Source organism: Leptolyngbya sp. ST-U4, from assembly GCF_039962215.1.
In the GTDB taxonomy this organism is placed as follows: Bacteria; Cyanobacteriota; Cyanobacteriia; order Elainellales; family Elainellaceae; genus Leptolyngbya_A.
The window spans coordinates 1-21,033 of record NZ_JAMPKZ010000004.1 but is presented as its reverse complement, the minus strand read 5'-3'; the positions used below and the strand labels follow the sequence as shown (position 1 = coordinate 21,033).

The following is a 21,033-nucleotide window of genomic DNA, read 5'->3' as shown; positions in this document are numbered from 1 at the left end:
ATCCTCTGACTCCTCTCTCGCTTCGATCCCCTCTCGTCCTATAGTTAGATTGCTGCTCATTGTGAACCGATCGTGAAAGCAATTACTCTCCTGGGATCAACGGGATCTATTGGCACTCAAACTCTCGATATCGTGGCGCAGTATCCCGATCAGTTTAGGATTGTCGGGCTGGCGGCTGGAAACAATGTCGAGCTGTTGGCGCAGCAGGTGCGGCAATTTCGCCCAGAGATAGTCGCGATCGGCAACGCAGCACACTTGCCCACCCTGAAGGAAGCGATTGCAGATCTCGATCCCCAGCCAATTCTGGTGAGCGGTGAAGCCGGAGTCGTGGAAGCGGCACGGTACGGAGATTCAGAAGCAGTCGTCACGGGTATTGTGGGCTGTGCGGGTTTACTACCAACGATCGCTGCAATTCAGGCAGGGAAGGACATTGCGCTAGCGAACAAAGAAACCCTGATCGCAGGCGGTCCTGTAGTATTGCCGTTAGTTGAAAAGCATGGGGTCAAACTGCTTCCGGCAGACTCCGAGCATTCAGCAATCTTCCAGTGTCTTCAGGGCATTCCGGTTGGCGGACTGCGAAAAATTCTGCTGACGGCTTCCGGTGGAGCATTCCGCGATCTGCCTGTCGAAAAGCTGACTTCAGTGACAGTTGCAGACGCGCTGAAGCACCCAAACTGGACGATGGGACGCAAAATCACGATTGACTCTGCCACCCTGATGAACAAAGGCTTAGAAGTGATCGAAGCACACTATCTGTTTGGCATGGACTATGACGGCATTGAGATCGTCATCCATCCGCAAAGCATTATCCACTCGCTGATCGAGCTTCAAGACACCTCGGTGCTGGCACAGTTGGGCTGGGCAGATATGCGCTTGCCCCTGCTTTATGCCCTCTCCTACCCAGAGCGAATCTACACCGACTGGGAACGGCTCGACCTTGTGAAAGCAGGCAGCCTCACCTTCCGCGCTCCCGATCACGAGAAATACCCCTGTATGCAACTTGCCTATGCAGCCGGGCGATCGGGCGGAAGCATGCCAGCAGTCCTAAATGCGGCAAACGAACAGGCAGTCGCGCTATTCCTGGAAGAAAAAATTCGCTTCCTCGACATCCCCCACCTAATCGAAACGGTGTGCGATCGTCACCAGTCACACCACCGCTCCGCCCCAACGCTGGAGGATATTCTGGAAGCCGATCGCTGGGCACGCCAAGAAGTCCTCGCCGCCAGCGAAACCGCCCGATCGATCAATGTTGCCTAGTCCTCGTTTAATCGCTCAAATCCAGACAGCATCAGAGCACGAACGATCGCAGTTGCCAGAATGAACACGGGGAGCAAAACCCGCACTATCCTTTAATCGATCACCGGATGCTCTGAAAACACAAAAATTCGCTGAGTCTCAAGCTGCTTGCAGACCTGCGACGGCATCACGTTAGTTTCAGGATGTGCCCGATCGAGGCGGAAAATTTGACGGTCGAGCTTTACCTGAAGGTTGCTAAGCGGATCTTGTCCTGTGGCAATCAGGAATTCAAGCTGCTTGACCGATCGCCAGCCTGTTAGCTCATCTAGAATTTTGCCGATCGCTTTGACATAAGGGTGATCTGGCTGCTGATACCAGTTTGGAGGAGACAGATCGACCTGGTCAAAGCCCAGATGAAAAATCAGCGATGAATTCCCAAAGAGGGCGATCGCCAGCGAGCGGGCTTCTTCTTGCAGCAACAAATCCTGACTTTGCGTCAAGGCACGAATTTTTTCCAGTCGCTCATAGCGATCGGTAACAGAAAGGCGATGGGTCGAAGTGTCTCCGATCGAAGAATCGTCCTGCCACTGAATCGCCACCGTGACCAGATAAGTTCTTAGCAGCAAATGTCCTAGCTTTTCGGCTTTGGTTGCCAGGTAATCAGCATTGTAGGTCGTTGCCTCAATGAGCAGCGGCACCCGATCGACCATCTCTAAGTCGTAGCCCTTCAATCCGGCAATCTTGCGCGGATTATTGGTAATCAGGCTAAACTTCTGCACTTTCACATCATTAAGAATCTGTGCGCCAATGCCGTAATTTCGCTGATCGGCAGGGAATCCCAACTTTTCGTTTGCCTCAACCGTATCCAGCCCCATGTCTTGCAGCGAGTATGCCTTGAGCTTGTTGACTAGCCCGATTCCACGACCCTCTTGCCGCAGATAAACGACTACGCCCTCGCCTGCATTCTCGATCATTTTTAGGGCAGCCTGAAGCTGCATCCGACAATCACATCGTAGGGAGCCAAGCGCGTCTCCGGTCAGGCATTCCGAGTGAACCCGCACCATCACGGTCTTGTCTTTAAAGGTCGCTGGGTCGCCTTTCACGATCGCCAAATGCTCTGAGTTATCGAGCTGATTCCGGTAGGCATACACCTGAAAATGCCCGAACTGAGTGGGTAGCTCGGCAACAGCCTCCCGCTGCACAAACCGCTCATGCTGGAGCCGATAGCTAATTAAATCCGCAATGCTGATAATTTTGAGCTGGTGATGCTGAGCATAGTCGATCAGCTGCGGCAATCGCGCCATTGAGCCATCCGGATTCTGGATCTCGCAAATCACCCCTGCCGGATACAGTCCTGCCAGCCGCGCCAGATCAACGCCCGCTTCGGTGTGCCCTGCCCGCTTCAAAACGCCGCCCTCTTTTGCCCTCAGCGGAAAAATGTGACCGGGACGACGCAGATCCTCCGGTTTCGTATTTGGATTAATCGCAAGCTGAATGGTACGGGCGCGATCGTCTGCCGAAATGCCTGTCGAAACTCCCAAATGCAACGCTCCGTCGATGCTGACGGTAAAAGCGGTTTGTTCGTTGCTGTCTTCAAAGGTACGGCTACTCACCATCAGGGGCAGATCTAGCTCATCTAGCCGATCGCCCGTCATTGCCAAGCAAATCAATCCTCGTGCTTCAACCGCCATGAAGTTAATCATGTCCGGTGTGGCAAACTGAGCCGCACAAATAATGTCGCCTTCGTTTTCGCGGTTTTCATCGTCTACCACAACGATCGATCGTCCTGCCTTCAGATCTGCCAGAGCCGCCTCGATCGAATCAAACTGAAACGCCGTGTCTGAACCTGAAAAAGAATGCTCTTGCCCATGTAGCGGTTCCACCATTAATCGCCCCAATTTTGAATGAATTCAGTCATTAGTTGATGAGTACAGGGGAGGCTGCCAATGAAAATCGTACAGCAGTCCTTTTGTATCGCTTTCCCCAATTTGCAGGCTCACCTCTATACTCTAATGTTAAATTTATTTAATTCAGTTCAGCCAGTACGATCGCCGATCTCCAGTAACACCCCGTGCAGCTCTTTCAATTTCTGTGTAATTCTCTTATGGGATAGGCCTCTTCTCCGTCCAATTGGGGCAAGCAGAGTGCCAACCCTGCGAGAAATCCCTATCGTCTAGGCTGCTAAAGTTTGAGCTGCTGAGATCTAAGTTGCCAACTTGCACATCCCCTGAGTCAGTCGGGTTAATCAAGCCAAATACAGCCGGCTCGTATTGTAAGCAGCAGTAGTGCGAATTTGCCTTTTTGTTTTTCGGCAACGAAACCGGATTCAGACTAAAATTTTGCTTTTGATAGACGTAGCTTATCGAGTTACCCTATTGTATTTTTACCAAATTGTATTTCTCTTAAATTTGGAGTAACAGAGCATCATGGGGGATTCAGAACGGATACCCGTTGGCATTATCGGCGCATCGGGCTATGGGGGCGTTCAGCTCGTGCGGTTGTTGGCTGATCATCCCAAGCTGGAACTGGTTTATCTGGGTGGGGAAAGCAGCGCGGGTAAACCGTTCTCAGAGCTGTATCCTCATCTAGGACACTACACGAAGCTGATGATCGAGCCGATCGACCTGGACGAAATTGGCAATCGCTGTCGAGTCGTCTTTCTGTCGCTGCCCAATGGTCTAGCCTGTGAGATGGCTCCTGCGCTGCTTGCAAAAGGCTGCAAAGTGCTGGATTTATCGGCAGACTATCGCTTTAGCAATCTGGATACCTATGAAACCTGGTACGGCAGGCAGCGTACCGATCGAGACATTGCTGAAACGGCGGTGTATGGGCTGCCCGAACTGTATCGCGATCGCATTGCCGACGCGCAGCTTGTGGGCTGTCCGGGGTGTTATCCCACCGCAAGCCTGCTGGCACTGTCGCCACTCCTAAAGCAGGGGTTAGTCGTGCCGGAGTCTGCCATTATCGACGCAAAATCAGGCACATCCGGCGGCGGGCGACAAGCCAAAACTAATTTGCTGCTGGCAGAAGCCGATCAATCGCTGGGAGCTTATAACGTGGGGCGGCATCGCCATACCCCGGAAATTGAGCAGGTTTGCAGTGATCTGGCAGGGCACGAGGTTCTCATTCAGTTCACGCCGCACCTCATTCCGATGGTGAGAGGAATTTTGGCGACGGTCTACTCAACCCTGCGCGATCCAGGACTCGTGCGGGATGACCTGATTACGATTTATCAGGCGTTTTATCGTTCCTCTCCCTGGGTGCGGGTGCTGCCCAGTGGAGTCTACCCGCAAACTAAATGGGCGTGCGGTACAAATCTTTGCTATATCGGCATTGAGGTTGATCCTCGTACCGATCGCGTGATTGTGATATCTGCAATCGACAACTTGCTGAAAGGGCAGGCAGGGCAGGCAATTCAGTGCCTTAACTTGATGATGGGCTGGGAAGAAACGCTCGGACTTCCTCAACTCAGCTTCTATCCCTAATTTAGGATTGGTAAATTTACTGACTTTGCTTTTCCTGCGCCCGGCTGGGAAAGCACGGTTAAATTGCGAACAGAACATAAATATTGCTTTATCGATCCCCTAAACAATCACCGTTTCCTAACAAGAAAAAGTAAAGCTACTGAAAATCGATCGTCAGAATCACGCTTTTGGGATTTCATAAGTTAAGGAACTAGTAATCCAAGACATTCAGCAAGTCCCTGCGCTTTGACATTTAAAAGCGACGGTTTTGTCTCATTCTGAGTCTTAACTCGTTCGCTGCGGATGCCATTCGCGGTATTAGCTGATTGTCACTGGTCTTCCGATAGGTCGCTGTTAAAGCTCTCATTTTGCCTAAATTTGGCGAAGGAGTATTGGTTCCTCAAAAAGCAAGCTACCTGCCCGATCAGACTTATAGAAGTATTACTATGGCATCCCTTAGCACGAACTCGATTAAAAAGCAGGCAATTCGGGGGGCGATCTGGACGGTTACCGCCTACGGAATCAGTCAACTGCTACGCTTTGGTAGCAACGTTATCCTCACCCGCCTGCTTTTGCCGGAGCTGTTTGGGCTGATGAGCCTGGTATATGTCTTTATTACTGGCTTAGTTCTATTCTCAGACTTGGGAATCCATACCAGCATTGTTCAGAATAAGCGAGGCGACGAGCCTGACTTTTTGAATACTGCCTGGACGATGCAAATCATCCGCGGTTTTCTGCTGTGGTTAGGCTGTCTAGTTCTTGCTTTTCCAGCTTCCCAAATTTACAACGAGCCGCGTCTTGCTTTGCTGCTACCGATCGTTGGGCTAAGCTCGGCTCTCGGAGGTTTCAACTCAACCGCCATTTTCACCCTCAATCGCCATTTGTCCGTTAAGCAGCTTGCAATCTACGAGTTGTCAGGGCAGGTCATTTCATTAGCCGTGATGCTCATCTGGGCGGTGCTTTATCCTTCAGTCTGGGCATTGGTAGGGGGTAGTCTTAGTTCCTCGATATTTCATCTCATTCGGAGTCACCAGCTCAACAAAGGTAAACCCAATCGCCTGACATGGGATCGCAGTGCAGTTAGAGAGCTGATTGGCTTTGGCAAGTGGATCTTTATTTCCACCGTGATGACTTTTCTAGCAAACCAATCCGATCGGTTGATCCTGGGTAAGCTGTTTAGCCTTGAAATGCTGGGCGTTTATGGCATTGCCTTTGCGCTAGCAGATATGCCGCGATCGTTGCTGCTGGCAGTCAGTAATAAAGTGATCTTTCCGACCTACTCCAGAATGACTGAGCTACCCCGCTCTGAATTTCGGCAGAAGATTTTGCGAAATCGTCAGCCGATTTTGCTCGTTCTGGCAGTGGGGCTGGCAATATTCATTAGCTTTGGGAATTTGCTGGTCAGCTTTCTCTACGACGATCGCTACGCGGCAGCAGGTTGGATGCTTCCCCTGATTTCACTGGGAACCTGGCCCCTCATGCTGACCCAGACGATCGATCCAGTTCTGTTCGCGATCGGAAAACCGAGATATAACGCCTTTGGTTCTTTTCTCAGTTTCCTTTTTTATGCCATTGGCATTCCAATTGGCTTCTCGCTTTATGGAGCTGTGGGAGCTGTAGTCAGCGTTGCGGTCAGCAACATTCCGATCTGGATTCTGGTTAGCTATGCACTATGGCGCGAACAGATTAGTGCCTTCCGGCAAGATATCCTCGCTACGGCTGTCTTTTTGACCACCCTGACCATTATGTTTGGAGTACGCTCCTTCTTTGGTTTATAACTTGATTGGTTTGTAAGGCTCTGGCATTGATGAATGACAAGTGGCGGGGGTGCAGCGACAAACTGAATTCAATTCTCATTGCGCCGCCGCCCAGAAGACGAGTCAATTGTTCAACCACTGATGCGGATAAGAGGGAATAGATGAAGATTACCTTTGTGATGGGTGGGCTGTCGCTTGCGGGCGGTGACCGGGTGATTGCAACCTATGCAAAAAAGCTTCAGGAGCGCGGACATGAAGTATCTGTTGTTTCTCGCCCTTCTAAAATTCCGACGCTCCGCGATCAGGTTCGCTCAGTGCTAGCCGGAAAAGGTTTGATTCCAGCTAGAAAACCGCCGTCCCATTTTGACAACATCGGCGTGACTTGTAAGCTGCTCGAACGGTTTCGTCCAGTCCAGGATGAAGATGTGTCTGATGCAGATGTTGTAATTGCAACCTGGTGGGAGACGGCTCATTGGGTTGCAAAGTTTTCTCCGGCTAAGGGCGCCAAGATTCACTTCATTCAGCATCATGAAGTTTTTGACTACTTGCCTCAAGCAGAAGCTGTATCCACATACTCCCTGCCTCTCCAAAAAATTGTGGTAGCGCGGTGGCTACAAGATTTGATGCGCGATCGGTACGGCAATAGCAGCGTTTCGCTTGTGCCCAACAGCGTAGATTCAAGGCAGTTTTACGCTCCCCCGCGCCACAAGCAATCTGTTCCAACCGTTGGCATGATTTACTCCACAACGCCTTGGAAGCGTTCAGACCTGGTGCTTGAAGCGTTTAAAATTGCGGCCAGCAAAGTTTCACAACTGAGACTGCTAGCATTTGGCGAGTCAAAGCTACCCGCAGAACGAATCCCACCTGCAAAAGTGACCTTTACCTACAAACCGACTCAGGACGAGCTGCGTGATCACTATGCTGGGTGCGATGCCTGGCTGTTTGGGAGCTGCACCGAGGGCTTTGGTCTGCCAATTTTAGAAGCAATGGCTTGCCGGACTCCGGTCATTGGTACGCCAGCCGGAGCCGCACCAGAACTGCTGGCAGACGGTGCAGGATTACTCGTTCCCCATAACAGCCCAGAAGCAATGGCAGAGGCAATTATTGCGGTTTGTCAAATGTCAGATGCAGAATGGCAACTGCTGTCGAATGCAGCATACCAAAAATCTGTTGATTATACCTGGGAGGATGCAACCGATCGATTTGAAGCCGCACTAAATCACAGCATGAAACATCAGACCGTGCCGAATCGAACCTCGCAACCTAAATCCTCTCAGGCAGAGAGCCTGTTGCATTGAAACAATGAGTGAATAAATGATTTTAGGACACGAGATTTTAGGACACAAGTGCAAGAAATCTTTAGGTAGTGAGCGACTAGCAGTGATGGAGAAACCGATATGGAGCTTACGCTAACTTATAATCCGGGCGGGCACGTTGCCCTCACTGTCCCGCTCGTCATGTTTGCCTGGATTCCGATCGTGCTGTATCTCTTCACTCGCTTTCCGGCGCAAAAGGCAGTTGTGATTAGCTTCCTCACTGCCTGGATGTTTCTTCCTGAAGCATCGCTAACTCTGCCGGGGCTGCCTGACTACACTAAGATGTCAGCAACGTGTTATGGAGTGCTGCTGGCAACTTTTATTTTTGATGTTGGTCGCTTTAGCTCATTCCGGTTTGGCTGGGTCGATTTGCCAATGGCAATCTGGTGTCTTTGCCCGTTTATCTCTTCCATGACGAACGAGCTAGGACCCTACGACGGCGTGGCAGCAGTTCTGGATCAAACCGTGACCTGGGGTATTCCTTACTTTTTGGGACGGATCTATCTAAACAGTTTGACCGGGCTAAAGCAACTTGCGATCGGGCTTTTTGTGGGTGGTCTGGTTTACGCCCCGCTGTGCCTATTCGAGTCGCGCATGAGTCCTCAGCTCCATAGAATCATTTACGGTGATATCGCGTTTGCAGATTTTGGACAGGCAATGCGTTTGGGCGGATTTCGACCGCTCGTGTTTATGCGGCATGGTCTAACCGTAGCTGCGTTCATGATGGCAGCAACGCTGATTGGCATCTGGCTCTGGCGATCGGGCACGCTGAAGCAGCTTTGGGGCATTCCGATGGATTGGCTGATTGGTGCACTGTTTGTCACGTTTGTTTTAATGCGCTCGACCGGAGCCTATTTTCTTTTAGTGGCAGGACTCGGCTTACTCGTTTCGTCGCGCTATTTTCGCACTGCCCTGCCTCTTTATGCCCTATCCGCACTGATTTGTGGCTATCTCCTTGTCAATGCGGAGTCTGCAGCTTATGTAACAGATCAAATTATTGAAGCACTCTCAGGCTTTCTGCCGCCCGATCGAGTTCAGTCGCTCGAATTTCGATTCAATAATGAAGAGCTTCTCACCGACAAAGCCAGAGAGCGGATCTGGTTTGGCTGGGGTGGCTGGGGACGCGCCCGCGTACCAATCGACAATTATGGCAAGATGACCGTTCAGGATAGTTTGTGGATTATTGCCTTTGGGCATCACGGAACCGTTGGATTAGCCAGTATGACGCTCTCGATGCTCTTACCTGTGACTGCCCTAACTTGGCTGCGCTATCCGGCTCGATTGTGGTCACATCCCAAAGTTGCTCCAACGGCTGCTTTACTAGTCGTGATTAGTCTATATATGGTGGATAGTTTGTTCAACGCGCTCTTGAATCCAATCTATGTGCTGGCGATCGGAGGGGTTGCGGGTCTAGTGCTGAAGCCCGAAAAGCTCCGCTCTCCTACAAGCCATCAACGGTCTGTTGCTAGAAGGGTACTGGCACAGCAGCAATAATTTTTAGCTTGGCTCTCTTGACAGGACAACCTGAGTGAAAACCAATGTAGTAACCGATTTACGGCATCCTGTTTTGACCCAGCATGAACACCGTCAGCAAATACTAATTTAGTGAAAAATATGGGAGCACCCCTCAGGATTGCCTACCTCGTAAATCAGTATCCCAAGGTGAGCCACAGCTTTATTCGGCGCGAAATTGCGGGAGTTGAAGCCTGTGGAATTGAGGTTTTGCGATACTCGATTCGATCGTGCCAAGCAGAACTCGTTGATCCGCTCGACCAAAAGGAAGCAGAACTCACCCGAACGCTCCTGGAAGAAAATCGGCTCACCCTGCTGCTCAGCTTGCTTCGGACCCTACTCACAAAGCCGATCGGGGTCTTGGGGGGATTGAGATTAGCCTGGAAGCTGGGTCGAGCCTCCGATCGCGGCATCCTTCGCCATCTGATCTACTGGTTAGAAGCCTGTATTTTACTGCAATGGTTTGCCGAAGCGGGAGTTCAGCACGTTCACGCCCATTTTGGAACAAACTCAACCACCGTAGCGATGCTGTGCGCTGCGATCGGCGGTCCGCCCTACAGTTTTACGATTCACGGTCCCGAAGAGTTTGACACGATCGCCGCACTCTCGATCGTGGAGAAGATCAAACGCTCGGCTTTCGTGGTGACAGTAAGTTCGTTTGGCAAAAGTCAGCTATTTCGCTGGTGCGCTCAGTCGCAATGGTCGAAAATTTTTGTGGTTCATTGTGGAGTCGATCGAGACTTTCTGGCTCAGCCTGCAACGCCAACTCCATTGGAGCCTCGCCTGGTGTGTGTTGGGCGTTTGTGCGAAGACAAAGGACAATTACTGCTGGTTGAAGCCGTTCGCCAACTCGTATCAGAAGGAGTTTCGCTGAAACTGGTTTTAGTGGGAGACGGAGCTTTACGGCAACAGATTGAAGAGTTGATTGCGCGATCGAATCTGAAAAATTACGTTGAGATCGCTGGGTGGATGAGCAACTCCTCCGTGCGTCAGGAAGTCCTGGCATCCCGTGCCTTTGTGCTGCCCAGTTTCTCTGAAGGGCTACCTGTGGCAATCATGGAAGCTTTGGCACTGCATCGCCCTGTGATCAGCACTTACATTGCCGGAATCCCTGAATTAGTAATACCTGAAGTCAGCGGTTGGCTTGTACCTGCGGGTTCTGTAGAAGCTCTTACGGCAGCAATTCGAGCTGTACTGCAATCTCCTCCAGAAGTATTACAGAAAATGGGGCAGGCAGGGGCAGAACAAGTTGCATTCCAGCACGATGTTGCGATCGAAGCAAGAAAACTGGCAGCTTTATTTGGCGCAGTTCTGGAAACTTCAGCCCCACCATCTCCAGAAGCAATGATTTCTGCACAGTAGCCTTGTGCAAGTAGAACTGTGAGACCAAGCGAAAGCTTGAGGAAAAGCCAAAGCCGTGAATAGGGGCAAATTGCCCCCACGACCTTCAAAGCTATCTCCGGTTGCTTGCACTTGTGCTTTTGCTCAACAAGGGCCTGAGGTATGCCCTGCCTTACCTCGCTGTTCTGCTGCCGGGTTCCCCCTTCTACTGTTTTATACAGTCCTGCTTCATATAGTCCTGCTTCATATAGTCCTGCAATGCTCTTACATGCAAGGTTTCTGACTGAAGCGATCGAATTGCGGCTGCCGTTGCCGTTGCTCCCGCGATCGTGGTGACAATCGGAATTTTATACGAAAGCGCAGTGCGGCGAATCACGCGATCGTCCTGCTGAGCAGTTTCGCCAATCGGAGTGTTGATAATGAGCTGCACCTGCTGGTTTTTAATCGAGTCCAGCACATGAGGACGGCCCTCGTGCAGTTTAAGCACCAGATCAACATCCAGCCCGTGTTCTTGCAGAACTTTGCGCGTTCCTGCCGTTGCAATAATCTTGAAGCCCAGTTCAATCAGATCTTTGACGACCGGAACCGCAGCTAGCTTTTCGCGATCGTTCATAGAGACAAACACCGTTCCACTAAGCGGAAGCTCTTGGGAGGCGGCTAATTCTGCTTTAGCAAAAGCAGTGCCGAAGTTTGTATCAATGCCCATCACCTCTCCGGTCGATCGCATTTCTGGCCCCAGAATAATGTCTGTGCCGGGAAACTTCGAGAACGGAAGAACGGCTTCTTTTACCGCAATGTGTTTGGGAATGATCTCTTCGGTAAAGCCCAACGATTCAAGCGTCATCCCCGCCATAACTCGGGAAGCCATTTTTGCCAGGGGTACGCCGATCGCCTTCGAGACAAACGGAACGGTGCGAGACGCCCGCGGATTTGCCTCCAGAATATAAACCTGTTCCCCCTGAACTGCAAACTGAATGTTCATTAGTCCAACGACGTTCAGGGCTTTTGCAAGCTGCACCGTCCAGGTATGAATCGTTTCCAGCACTGCCTCAGACAGCGAAATGGTTGGAATTGAGCAAGCCGAGTCACCAGAGTGAATGCCTGCCTGCTCAATGTGTTCCATTACACCACCAATCACGACCCGCCCGGTGTGGTCAGCGATTGCATCCACATCCACTTCGATCGCATTTTCCAGGAACTTGTCGATCAGGATGGGGTGATCTGGCTCAATCTGCACTGCATAGGTCATGTAGCGATCGAGTTCTTCGTTGGAGTAAACAATTTCCATTGCCCGACCGCCTAGCACGTAGCTCGGACGCACGACCACCGGGTAGTCAACGCGCTGAGCCACCTGCACTGCTTCTTCATAGCTGCGGGCAAGGCCGTTGGGGGGCTGCTTAATCTCCAGCTCGCGCAAAATCTTTTCAAACTTCTCACGGTCCTCGGCAATGTCGATCGAATCGGGCGAAGTTCCCCAGATTTTGGTGTTGAGGGTTTGCAGGGATTGCTTCAGGGGCACTGCCAGCTTGAGCGGCGTTTGTCCTCCAAATTGAATAATGATGCCTTCGGGCTGCTCGGCTTCGATGACGTTGAGCACATCTTCTTTAGTCAATGGCTCAAAGTAAAGCCGATCGCTCGTGTCATAGTCGGTTGAGACTGTTTCTGGGTTAGAGTTCACCATAATCGTCTCAAATCCGTCTGCCTGCAGCGCAAAGGAAGCATGACAGCAGCAGTAATCAAACTCAATGCCCTGACCGATGCGGTTCGGTCCGCCACCCAGAATCATTACCTTACGCTTTTGCGACGGCAAGACTTCTGATTCAACCGTCTTATCAATTTCCTGTTCTTCACCCAGCAACAGAACTTCTGACTCGTAGGTGGAATAGTAGTAGGGCGTAAATGCCTCAAATTCTGCCGCGCAGGTATCAACCGTTTTGTAAACCGGGATCACGCCCAAAGATTTGCGGTAGGAGCGAACTTCATCTTCGGTTGTCTTAGTTGCGTAAGCGATTTGTCGATCGCTAAAGCCCTGCTGCTTCACGGCGTAAAGCTGTTCACGGGCCAATTTATCAAGCGGCGTTTTCTTCAGGAATTTCTCAGTGTCGAGCAATTGCTGCATTTTGTCGAGAAACCAGGGATCGATCGCCGTTAGCTCATAAATTTCCTCGACGGTCATGCCCATCAGCATCGCGTGGCGCACGGTGAAAATGCGTTCTGGGTTCGGGGTACGAAGTCCGGCGCGAATTTGCTCTAGGCTCGGCAGTTTTTCGGCTTTATCGCAGCCCCAGCCTGCCCGTCCGGTTTCTAGCGATCGCAGTGCCTTTTGAAACGACTCATGGAAGGTGCGACCGATCGCCATTGCTTCGCCCACAGATTTCATCTGCGTCGTCAGAACTGCCTGAGAACCGGGGAATTTTTCAAAGGCGAAACGGGGAATTTTCGTTACCACGTAATCGATCGTGGGTTCAAAGCTGGCAGGAGTTTTCTTGGTAATGTCGTTGGGAATTTCATCAAGCGTATAGCCAACGGCAAGTTTGGCTGCCATTTTAGCGATCGGAAATCCGGTTGCTTTAGAAGCCAGGGCAGAACTACGAGACACCCGCGGATTCATTTCGATCACCACCACAGCTCCGTCTTCAGGATTAACGGCAAACTGAATGTTGGAGCCACCTGTTTCCACGCCAATTTCGCGAATAATCTTAATCGAGGCATCCCGCAAACGCTGATATTCCTTATCCGTTAAGGTTTGTGCAGGCGCAACGGTAATCGAATCCCCCGTGTGAACTCCCATGGGGTCAAGGTTTTCGATCGAACAGATAATCACTACGTTATCTGCCAGATCGCGCATGACCTCTAGCTCATATTCCTTCCAGCCCAGCAGCGATTTTTCGATCAAAATCTGCGAAACCGGACTCGCATCAATTCCCGACTGAGCAATCTCTTCAAATTCCTCCTGGTTGTAGGCGATCCCCCCGCCCGTGCCGCCCAGAGTAAACGCCGGACGAATAATTAAGGGATAGGAACCAATTTGCTGCCCGATTGCACGGGCTTCTGGCAGTGTATTTGCCAGACCTGAAGGACACACCTCGACCCCAATCCGCTCCATTGCTTCTTTAAATAGCTTGCGATCCTCCGCCATTTCGATCGCCGGAAGCTTTGCCCCGATTAGTTCGACTTTGTAGCGATCAAGGGTTCCGTTTTTAGCTAACGATACTGCCAGGTTTAAAGCGGTTTGACCGCCCATCGTGGGTAGAATTGCGTCCGGTCGCTCCTGCTCAATAATTTTTTCCAGAATTTCTGGCGTAAGCGGCTCAATATAGGTGCGATCGGCAGTTTCCGGGTCGGTCATGATCGTGGCTGGGTTAGAGTTGACCAGCACCACCTCATAGCCCTCTTCGCGCAAGGCTTTACAGGCTTGTGTTCCTGAATAGTCAAACTCAGAGGCTTGACCAATCACAATCGGACCAGAACCAATTAGCAGAATCTTACGGAGATCGTTACGGCGGGGCATAGCAATTGTGCCAGGGTCATCATTAAAATCCGATCCATTTTAGAGGGTATTCGGCCGATCGGTTTGCTGCACCTGATTCTTTTTGAAAGTAAAGTTCCGCGAAGCTGGGTTATCTCTGCTCATTTTGCTTTGCTATTTCCAGTTCCTCCGCTTACTGGTGATCCCAATCGTTGTTCTGCTGAATTAAATCATGAAAAGAAAGTAAAGCAGCAATGAGAGGATGCTAGCCAGCTTGATGACGGGATACCTATTTCTGCTTTTTCGTCATCTTTTAAGATACAGTGGTCAATCTGTCAACCGCTTTTAAGCGCGAATTGAATGAAAAAGCTTTCTTGCTTGTAACAATTTACACTTCCATCTCACTGATAAAATTAGGCTAATCCTATGAAGAGTTCTACTAATAAACTCCCTATTATGGGGTTAACTCATAACTGAGCGAACGACACCGACTACCCCTGGCTTTGGCAGGTCATTGGTTACTCATTTAACCCAACATAACTGGCAAAGTCAGGAGTTTTTCTGCTTCATTTTCTTCCTTAGCTAACTAATAGACTATTTACTCCTGTTAAAACTAAAGGCTTCAATCTGAAGAAATTAAAGCTTTTTTAGCTAAATAAAATTAGTTTTGCAGCAGATTAAGAAATGAAATAGAGTAGCTTGAAAACGTCTATTTAGATTTGGGAATGATACAAGCAGTAAGGGGAATTTATCGCTGTGAAAGCAACAGATATGCGATTGGCAAAAGGTGATCGAGGTTCTCAGATTGGAAAGCTACAAAGGCTTTTGCGCCTGCACGGATTTAGTTTAGTCGCGCTCGATGAGTTCTTTGATGAATCGACCAACGAGGCTGTGATTCGGTTTCAGCAAGAGTACGACCTGGAGGCAAGCGGCATTGTTAATCTGGAAACCTGGAAGGCACTCCGGGAAATGCTGGTTTACTCTGTCACAGACGATTCTGAACTGTATAAAGGGATTCGTAAGCCCCTTGCAGTCATGCAGCTTCAATGGCTTCTTAGAAGGCATCGCTATCTAGATGTTGAAGTTGATGGACGATTTAGTTCTGTCACTCAAAAAGCGGTTATTGATTTTCAGTTAAAGCATAATCTTCCTGCAGATGGAATTGTAAATTCTCTCACCTGGGCAGCACTACGGAATAACTTGCAAAAAACCTCGTAAGATAAAAGCCATTCGCAGACAACTGTTTTCGCTGCGCTCTAAAGTTGCATGAGAGTGATTGGCTTGATCAGCGGTACATCGGTCGATGGAATTGATGCCGCTCTTGTCGAAGTTTCTGGAACACCGCTCAGCTTGCAGCTCGAATTATTAGCCGGGAAAACTTATCCTTATCCTAAAGCCCTGCGCCAGAAAATCCTTGCAGTTTGTGCAGGGGAACCGCTTGCGATGACAGATCTAGCTGATCTTGACGATGCGATCGCCACGCAGTTTGCCCAGGCTGCAATTGAGATTCAGCACGGCTTGCCACCAGCCGAACTGATTGGCTCCCACGGACAAACCGTTTTCCATCGCCCGCCTGCGCTCGATCCGGCTTTACCCCACCCCTCAGCCATCCAGAATTTGGGCTACAGTCTTCAGCTTGGACGAGGCGCATTGATTGCATGGCTAACAGGCGTTACGACCGTTAGTAATTTCCGGGCTGCTGATATTGCCGCTGGGGGGCAGGGCGCGCCACTCGTTCCGGCGATCGATACCGTTTTGCTGCGCCACTCAACTCGCGATCGCTGTATTCAAAATATTGGTGGCATTGGAAACGTAGCCTATTTGCCTGCGGCTGCCTCTAAGCATGCGCTAGCTCAAACAACTTACGGCTGGGATACCGGACCAGGCAATGTTTTGATTGATCTCGCTGTGCAGCAGTTTTCCAACGGTCAACAACACTACGACGTGGATGGTGCTTGGGCAGCTCAGGGCAAACCCTGTCATGCACTTGTAACTGAATGGCTGAAGCAGGATTTTTTCCAGATGCCGCCTCCAAAATCAACCGGACGTGAGCTTTTTGGGGTTGATTATCTCCAGCAATGCTTGAACGATGCTGCTGCCTACTCGCTCTCTCAGGCAGACATTTTAGCAACATTGACCGAACTCACTGCTGTGTCGATCGCTGACAGTTATCATCGGTTTCTGCCGTGCCTACCTGATGAGGTTGTTCTCTGCGGCGGCGGCAGTCGTAATTCCTACTTGAAACGGAGATTACAGGCTAATCTGGAGTCACTCTTGATTAGTACAACAGATCAGCTTAACCTGGATGCTGATTATAAAGAGGCAAGCGCATTCGCGGTACTTGCTTACTGGCGTACCCAGAGCATTCCCGGTAATCTCCCGGAAGTGACAGGAGCGCGGCAAGCCGTTCCCTTAGGGGAAATCCACATGGCATTCGCCCCAGCGCGTTATTAACATAGATTGCTGTCTGCAACTCGATCGGCAGCTGCGGGGCAGGATGATAGGAACAAATCTTGTGACTCACACGTTTTTGCTGGAATCAGGACGCTGGATATTGCAGGGCAACTGGATCGATCGCAATGCAATGCCTGTCACCGTCAAGGGAAAAATTCTGGTTGCCTGGAGCCGAGATGACTGGTTCACAATGGTCACAAAGCTCATGTTTCCTGGGGGCGATCGGGACGAGATTTCTTTTCAGTATCGCGGACGGCTCAACACAGGCGATCGACAGTACACGTTTGTGCTTCAGCACAGTTTGCTGGGACGAGTCGAAGGCGAAGGCTGGGTTGCCCCCGAATCGATCGTGCAACGCTATTGGGCATTAGGCGACAAGCGAAGACGCACCGGATTTGAGACGCTGCATCAGCTCACTCCCGATCGCTATTGCCTTTCCAGCAGCATTATGGCGGGGCATCAGCTAGACAGTACGATGGAAGCGATCGTCGAACGCCAGCCTAATCAGTAGATCGCATAGCTGTCTGATATTCGCTTTGGAATGCTACGGGAATCATTTGCAAAATTCCACTAGCCCTTTTGGTCATATCTCCTCCCGCTTAACGATCGGCTCAACGGTTCGCATCTTGCAGTCCAGCATCTTGCAGTCCAGATACCATGCTGCTGTAAAGCGTGAAGAAATGATTCTCATCGAGAGGAGCATCCGCATCATTCCAGGTTGCAGACACACAGTAGCGTTTGCCCGTCTGAGAGACTAATTCATGCGTCAGATTTAACACTCCTGGTTCCGAGCCACCTTTATACGCCACCTGCGACCATCCAGCAGGACTGATACCTGGATTGACCCTCGTTAGTAGCAGATCGGATACCTGACCTATCAAGCTGCACAGTTCACGGGCGGTAAAAAACCATTCGACATCAAGTGCAGTCGGACGATCGCTGAGACTGGTGACCTCAGGGAGGGATACTTGTACGAGTTCCGACAACAGCTGCCGTCGCTCAATTTCGTTGCCAGCTCGATAGCGCGTTAGCAGCGACGCATTTGGAGCAGCTTTGAGAACAAACGCTTCACGGGTGGTCAGAAATGGACGATTGCGCGGCGCAAATTCCTCCACTTTCTCTCGACCCACCCAGCGAATTAGCAGATCGGTTGCCGTATTGTCGCTTTGAGAAATCATCAGTGTTGCCAGGGTTTGAACGGTCAGCAGTGCGCCATCAAACCAGTTCTGTAAAATGCCGCTCGGTAAGCTTTTGTCTTGAGGCTCAAGTGCGACAACATCTGCCCAGGAGTAACGCCCTGCCTGAATTTCCTGATGTAATGCAGCCAGAATCGCAAGCTTAAAAGTAGAACCTACTGCCATCGGCTGGTCTGCATTAAGGGAGGCTAATTCAACCCCACTCCCTGTCGGGGTTTCCGTTGTTTCAACAACCAGCAGGCTTACCTGACCGGGTAGGGCTTGGAACTGTTCGATCGCATCAGGTAGGGCGATCGCATTCGAGTGAATGTCATGAAACCAAAGGCTGCTAATTTTTTCTGTTTCGTCCAGCCGAATCAGTGCCGCCAAGCTTCCCCGCTCAAACACGACTCGGTAGCCTTCTCCTTCGGACTGTAGGCTCTGAAATGTTCCTAGCTGGTTCTGCAAATCGCGGATGATTTGCTCTGGTGAAACTGGAACCTGACTTAAAAAAGAATCTGCAAACCATTGCCGCTCAATCTCAGGAGCAGTAAACAATCGCTCAAGGGCTGCTTGGGGTGAAATCTTTGGTTGTTGTGACATCATGACGGGAGCGGATGCGATAGAAAGGTGGACAGGGAACAACATCGTAGACCAGTGAATTGAGGCTGCGAGAAATTTAATCATTTGTCCTGGAAGAATGCTGCGATCGATTGCACGATGAGTGCCCGGTAGCTGAAGTGCAATTCATCGATGAATGATAGTCAGAACATTCTGAGAATAGAGCGCGCCTTGCAATGTTCGCTGCTAATAGGCGTTAGCGTTCATTCCAGAACTGCTGTTTCTGTTGACCCTTGACCTGCTTTTAGTTTCAGGCTATTTTCCTCTCATGCTAGCTCGATTGAAATTCAGCAGTTCAAAACTGATTTTCTCCTCATTCTGCTGTACCGTTGCCTGCAAGGTTAGGCTCAGCCAGCAAAGAACAATTAGCCGCAATTTTCCTTTATCGCTCACTGCTTATGACCGATCCAACCGCAAATTCTCTTGATCTGGATACCCTTGTCAGCTTGATGTCTCAACTAATCGACCTACCGATCGCTCCAGAATATCGTCCAGGGGTCATCGCAAACTTGGCGCGCACTCAGCAAATTGCTCAGTCCGTGATGGAATTTCCGATTCCCGACGAAATCGAAGTTGCCCCTATTTTTACTCCTGAACCATGACGTTTGAGTTTCAGCAAGCCGATGCGCTGACGATCGCTGATGCCGTGCGATCGGAAACTGTTTCAGCCCGGACAGTAACAGAAGCAGCCCTCGCCCAGATTGCCGCGCAGGACAGCAAGCTCAACAGTTTTACACAAGTCCTGACAGATCAAGCATTAGCCGATGCCGACGCGATCGATCGGGCAATTGCCAACGGGGGAGACCCTGGAGTGCTGGCGGGTGTCCCTTTTGCCGTCAAAAATCTGTTTGATGTCGCCGGGCTGCCGACCCTGGCAGGCTCAAAAATTAATCGAAATCGTCCTGTGGCAAGCCAGGATGCCAATGCAGTAGCGGCATTACGACGGGCAGGGGCAATCCTGTTGGGCACACTCAATATGGATGAATATGCCTATGGCTTTGTAACGGAAAATAGTCATTATGGTGCAACGCACAACCCCCATGATCTGCGCCGGGTTGCTGGAGGCTCCTCTGGGGGATCTGCGGCTGCGGTTGCTGCCGGACTGGTTCCGCTCACGCTAGGTTCCGATACCAATGGCTCAATTCGCGTTCCTGCGGCATTTTGCGGCATCTACGGGCTAAAGCCGACCTACGGTAGACTGTCCCGCGCAGGCGTTTTTCTGTTTGCCAGCAGCTTTGACCATATTGGACCCTTTGGGCGATCGGTTCGAGATATTGCAGCGGCATTTGACCTAATGCAGGGCGCAGACCCCACCGATCCTGTTTGTACGCTGCGTCCTCCCCAGGCTTGTCTGCCTCAGCTCGATCGCGGCATTGACGGCTTACGCATTGCTATCGCAGACGGCTATTTCGCTCAGGGTGGTGAACCCGAAGTCTTTGCTGCTGTGGCTCAGGTGGCTGAGGCTCTTTCGGCAACTCAGCAAGTCGCAATTCCTGAAGCACAGCGAGCCAGAGCTGCCGCTTACGTGATTACGGCTTCTGAGGGAAGCAACCTGCATTTACCCCGCCTGAAAACTTGCCCGCAGGACTTTGATCCGGCAACACGCGATCGATTTTTAGCAGGAGCAATGATTTCAAACACCTGGTATCTCCAGGCACAGCGATTTCGCCGCTGGTATCGCGATCAGGTAAGGGAAATTTTTCAAGAGGTCGATTTAATTCTTGCGCCGACTACGCCCTGCGCTGCACCCCTGATTGGTCAAGAGAAAATGGTTTTAGACGGGGTTGAAATGCTAGTTCGTCCAAATCTAGGACTCTACACACAGCCGCTTTCCTTTATTGGGCTACCGATTCTCTCGGTTCCCATTCACCGCCCTGATCAGCTTCCCGTCGGAGTGCAAATAATTGCTGCTCCCTATCAAGAGGCTCTGCTCTTAAGAGCAGCAGCGATGTTAGAAGCAAAAGGAATTACAGCCGCACCTGTTTCAATCCCGGATTAGCAGCGGGTCGGCGATTATTCTTCCTTGAGCCAAAACTTCCAGGTAGACCCGATCGCCGCACCAGCTCCTGCAAAAAAACCCATGCCCATGCCTTCCAGCTTTTTAACAACTGGGCTTTTGGTTAGACAGGAATTATCGACTGCACTACTGGTCATACACTCATTGATTTCTGCTTGACTCGCAGTTGCACCCAGCACAACGCCCATGACGCTACAGCAGAATACATAGAAGTAGAGTCGGTGGGGCTTGAGTGACTTTGATTTTCTACCCATAGATGGATGCGATAAACCTTAACAGCTTTATGTACTGTTGCTTATCTTAATCGACTTTGGCAGCCATAGAATTACTGAAATAAGATGAAGTTCATCAGATTTTAATACCTGTACTTGGTAATAACCCTGAACTCTGAGCCTTAATCTCAAGACGGGTATAATTCGCTTCGCGTTGCAATCGGGCTGCTGATCCAACGGATGAATTCGGTAAGGGTAGTTTACACCCCCCTAGCGCAGAACTCCCTATCCGAGAATCCTATTTCCATTCAGCAATGCCCTGCAATCTAAATAAATTGACAGAATAGATTAGACTTCTTGCACGAATCGAAGAGAAGAGCTGAAAGTAGATCAGCCCTACTGAAATGACTCATGCTCTACCCGCAAATCCAAACCCTCAACCCAGTTGCCTTTCGCCGG

15 protein-coding genes are annotated in these 21,033 nt (G+C 50.6%); 11 read left to right on the top strand and 4 right to left on the bottom strand.

All coding sequences use genetic code 11. The features are described 5' to 3' along the window. Window positions 1–72: 72 nt before the first annotated feature. Window positions 73–1,257 (top strand): 1-deoxy-D-xylulose-5-phosphate reductoisomerase, encoded by a 1,185-nt coding sequence (gene dxr, locus NDA02_RS09300; RefSeq protein WP_190791207.1) that lies wholly within the window; start codon window positions 73–75, stop codon window positions 1,255–1,257. Between the two features lie 92 nt (window positions 1,258–1,349). On the opposite strand, the gene ribBA is transcribed toward dxr, so the two are convergent. Beyond that, window positions 1,350–3,122 carry a bifunctional 3,4-dihydroxy-2-butanone-4-phosphate synthase/GTP cyclohydrolase II gene (ribBA, locus tag NDA02_RS09295; RefSeq protein ID WP_190791208.1) on the bottom strand — a complete coding sequence of 591 codons (1,773 nt, stop codon included), beginning with the start codon at window positions 3,120–3,122 and terminating at the stop codon, window positions 1,350–1,352. A 540-nt stretch (window positions 3,123–3,662) separates the two neighbouring features. Between ribBA and argC the strand changes: the two genes are divergently transcribed. The 5 genes from argC (at window position 3,663) to NDA02_RS09270 (ending at window position 10,647) form a co-directional block, all read left to right on the top strand. Further along, window positions 3,663–4,721 carry an N-acetyl-gamma-glutamyl-phosphate reductase gene (gene argC / locus NDA02_RS09290; protein WP_190791209.1) on the top strand — a complete coding sequence of 353 codons (1,059 nt, stop codon included), beginning with the start codon at window positions 3,663–3,665 and terminating at the stop codon, window positions 4,719–4,721. A 425-nt stretch (window positions 4,722–5,146) separates the two neighbouring features. Next, window positions 5,147–6,478 carry an oligosaccharide flippase family protein gene (locus NDA02_RS09285; protein WP_190791210.1) on the top strand — a complete coding sequence of 444 codons (1,332 nt, stop codon included), beginning with the start codon at window positions 5,147–5,149 and terminating at the stop codon, window positions 6,476–6,478. Between the two features lie 140 nt (window positions 6,479–6,618). Further along, window positions 6,619–7,755: a glycosyltransferase family 4 protein gene (locus tag NDA02_RS09280; protein ID WP_190791211.1), complete on the top strand. Its 1,137-nt coding sequence runs from the start codon at window positions 6,619–6,621 to the stop codon at window positions 7,753–7,755. A 99-nt stretch (window positions 7,756–7,854) separates the two neighbouring features. Continuing rightward, complete coding sequence (locus tag NDA02_RS09275; protein WP_190791212.1) at window positions 7,855–9,267, top strand: O-antigen ligase domain-containing protein; 1,413 nt, start codon at window positions 7,855–7,857, stop codon at window positions 9,265–9,267. Window positions 9,268–9,387: 120 nt separating this feature from the next. Further along, window positions 9,388–10,647: a glycosyltransferase gene (locus NDA02_RS09270; RefSeq protein WP_190791213.1), complete on the top strand. Its 1,260-nt coding sequence runs from the start codon at window positions 9,388–9,390 to the stop codon at window positions 10,645–10,647. Between the two features lie 184 nt (window positions 10,648–10,831). Here the strand turns inward: NDA02_RS09270 and carB are convergent, their stop codons facing one another. After that, window positions 10,832–14,137 carry a carbamoyl-phosphate synthase large subunit gene (gene carB, locus NDA02_RS09265; RefSeq protein WP_190791214.1) on the bottom strand — a complete coding sequence of 1,102 codons (3,306 nt, stop codon included), beginning with the start codon at window positions 14,135–14,137 and terminating at the stop codon, window positions 10,832–10,834. Window positions 14,138–14,851: 714 nt separating this feature from the next. On the opposite strand from carB, the gene NDA02_RS09260 reads away from it, so the two are divergent. The 3 genes from NDA02_RS09260 to NDA02_RS09250 all read left to right on the top strand — a co-directional run bounded on the left by NDA02_RS09260 (window position 14,852) and on the right by NDA02_RS09250 (window position 17,060). Further along, the gene (locus tag NDA02_RS09260) at window positions 14,852–15,313 is read left to right on the top strand and encodes a peptidoglycan-binding protein (RefSeq protein WP_190789838.1); all 462 of its coding nucleotides are present in this window, start codon (window positions 14,852–14,854) and stop codon (window positions 15,311–15,313) included. 48 nt (window positions 15,314–15,361) lie between these two features. Further along, entirely contained in the window at window positions 15,362–16,549 is a 1,188-nt protein-coding gene (locus tag NDA02_RS09255; protein ID WP_190789837.1) for an anhydro-N-acetylmuramic acid kinase, read from the top strand. 61 nt (window positions 16,550–16,610) lie between these two features. Then, window positions 16,611–17,060, top strand: coding sequence for a hypothetical protein (locus NDA02_RS09250; protein ID WP_190789836.1), 450 nt, complete (start codon window positions 16,611–16,613; stop codon window positions 17,058–17,060). A 100-nt stretch (window positions 17,061–17,160) separates the two neighbouring features. Here NDA02_RS09250 and NDA02_RS09245 read toward each other — a convergent pair whose 3' ends face one another. Continuing rightward, on the bottom strand, window positions 17,161–18,327 hold the full coding sequence (locus NDA02_RS09245) for a serine hydrolase (protein ID WP_199296305.1): 1,167 nt from the start codon (window positions 18,325–18,327) through the stop codon (window positions 17,161–17,163). Between the two features lie 416 nt (window positions 18,328–18,743). Here NDA02_RS09245 and NDA02_RS09240 point away from each other — a divergent pair, with 416 nt between their 5' ends. Next, entirely contained in the window at window positions 18,744–18,947 is a 204-nt protein-coding gene (locus NDA02_RS09240; RefSeq protein WP_190789834.1) for a DUF4089 domain-containing protein, read from the top strand. Continuing rightward, window positions 18,944–20,344: an AtzE family amidohydrolase gene (locus NDA02_RS09235; protein WP_190789833.1), complete on the top strand. Its 1,401-nt coding sequence runs from the start codon at window positions 18,944–18,946 to the stop codon at window positions 20,342–20,344. Before NDA02_RS09240 ends, NDA02_RS09235 begins: the two co-directional genes overlap by 4 nt. 14 nt (window positions 20,345–20,358) lie before the next feature. Here NDA02_RS09235 and NDA02_RS09230 read toward each other — a convergent pair whose 3' ends face one another. Beyond that, complete coding sequence (locus NDA02_RS09230) at window positions 20,359–20,616, bottom strand: hypothetical protein (RefSeq protein ID WP_190789832.1); 258 nt, start codon at window positions 20,614–20,616, stop codon at window positions 20,359–20,361. Window positions 20,617–21,033: the final 417 nt, after the last annotated feature.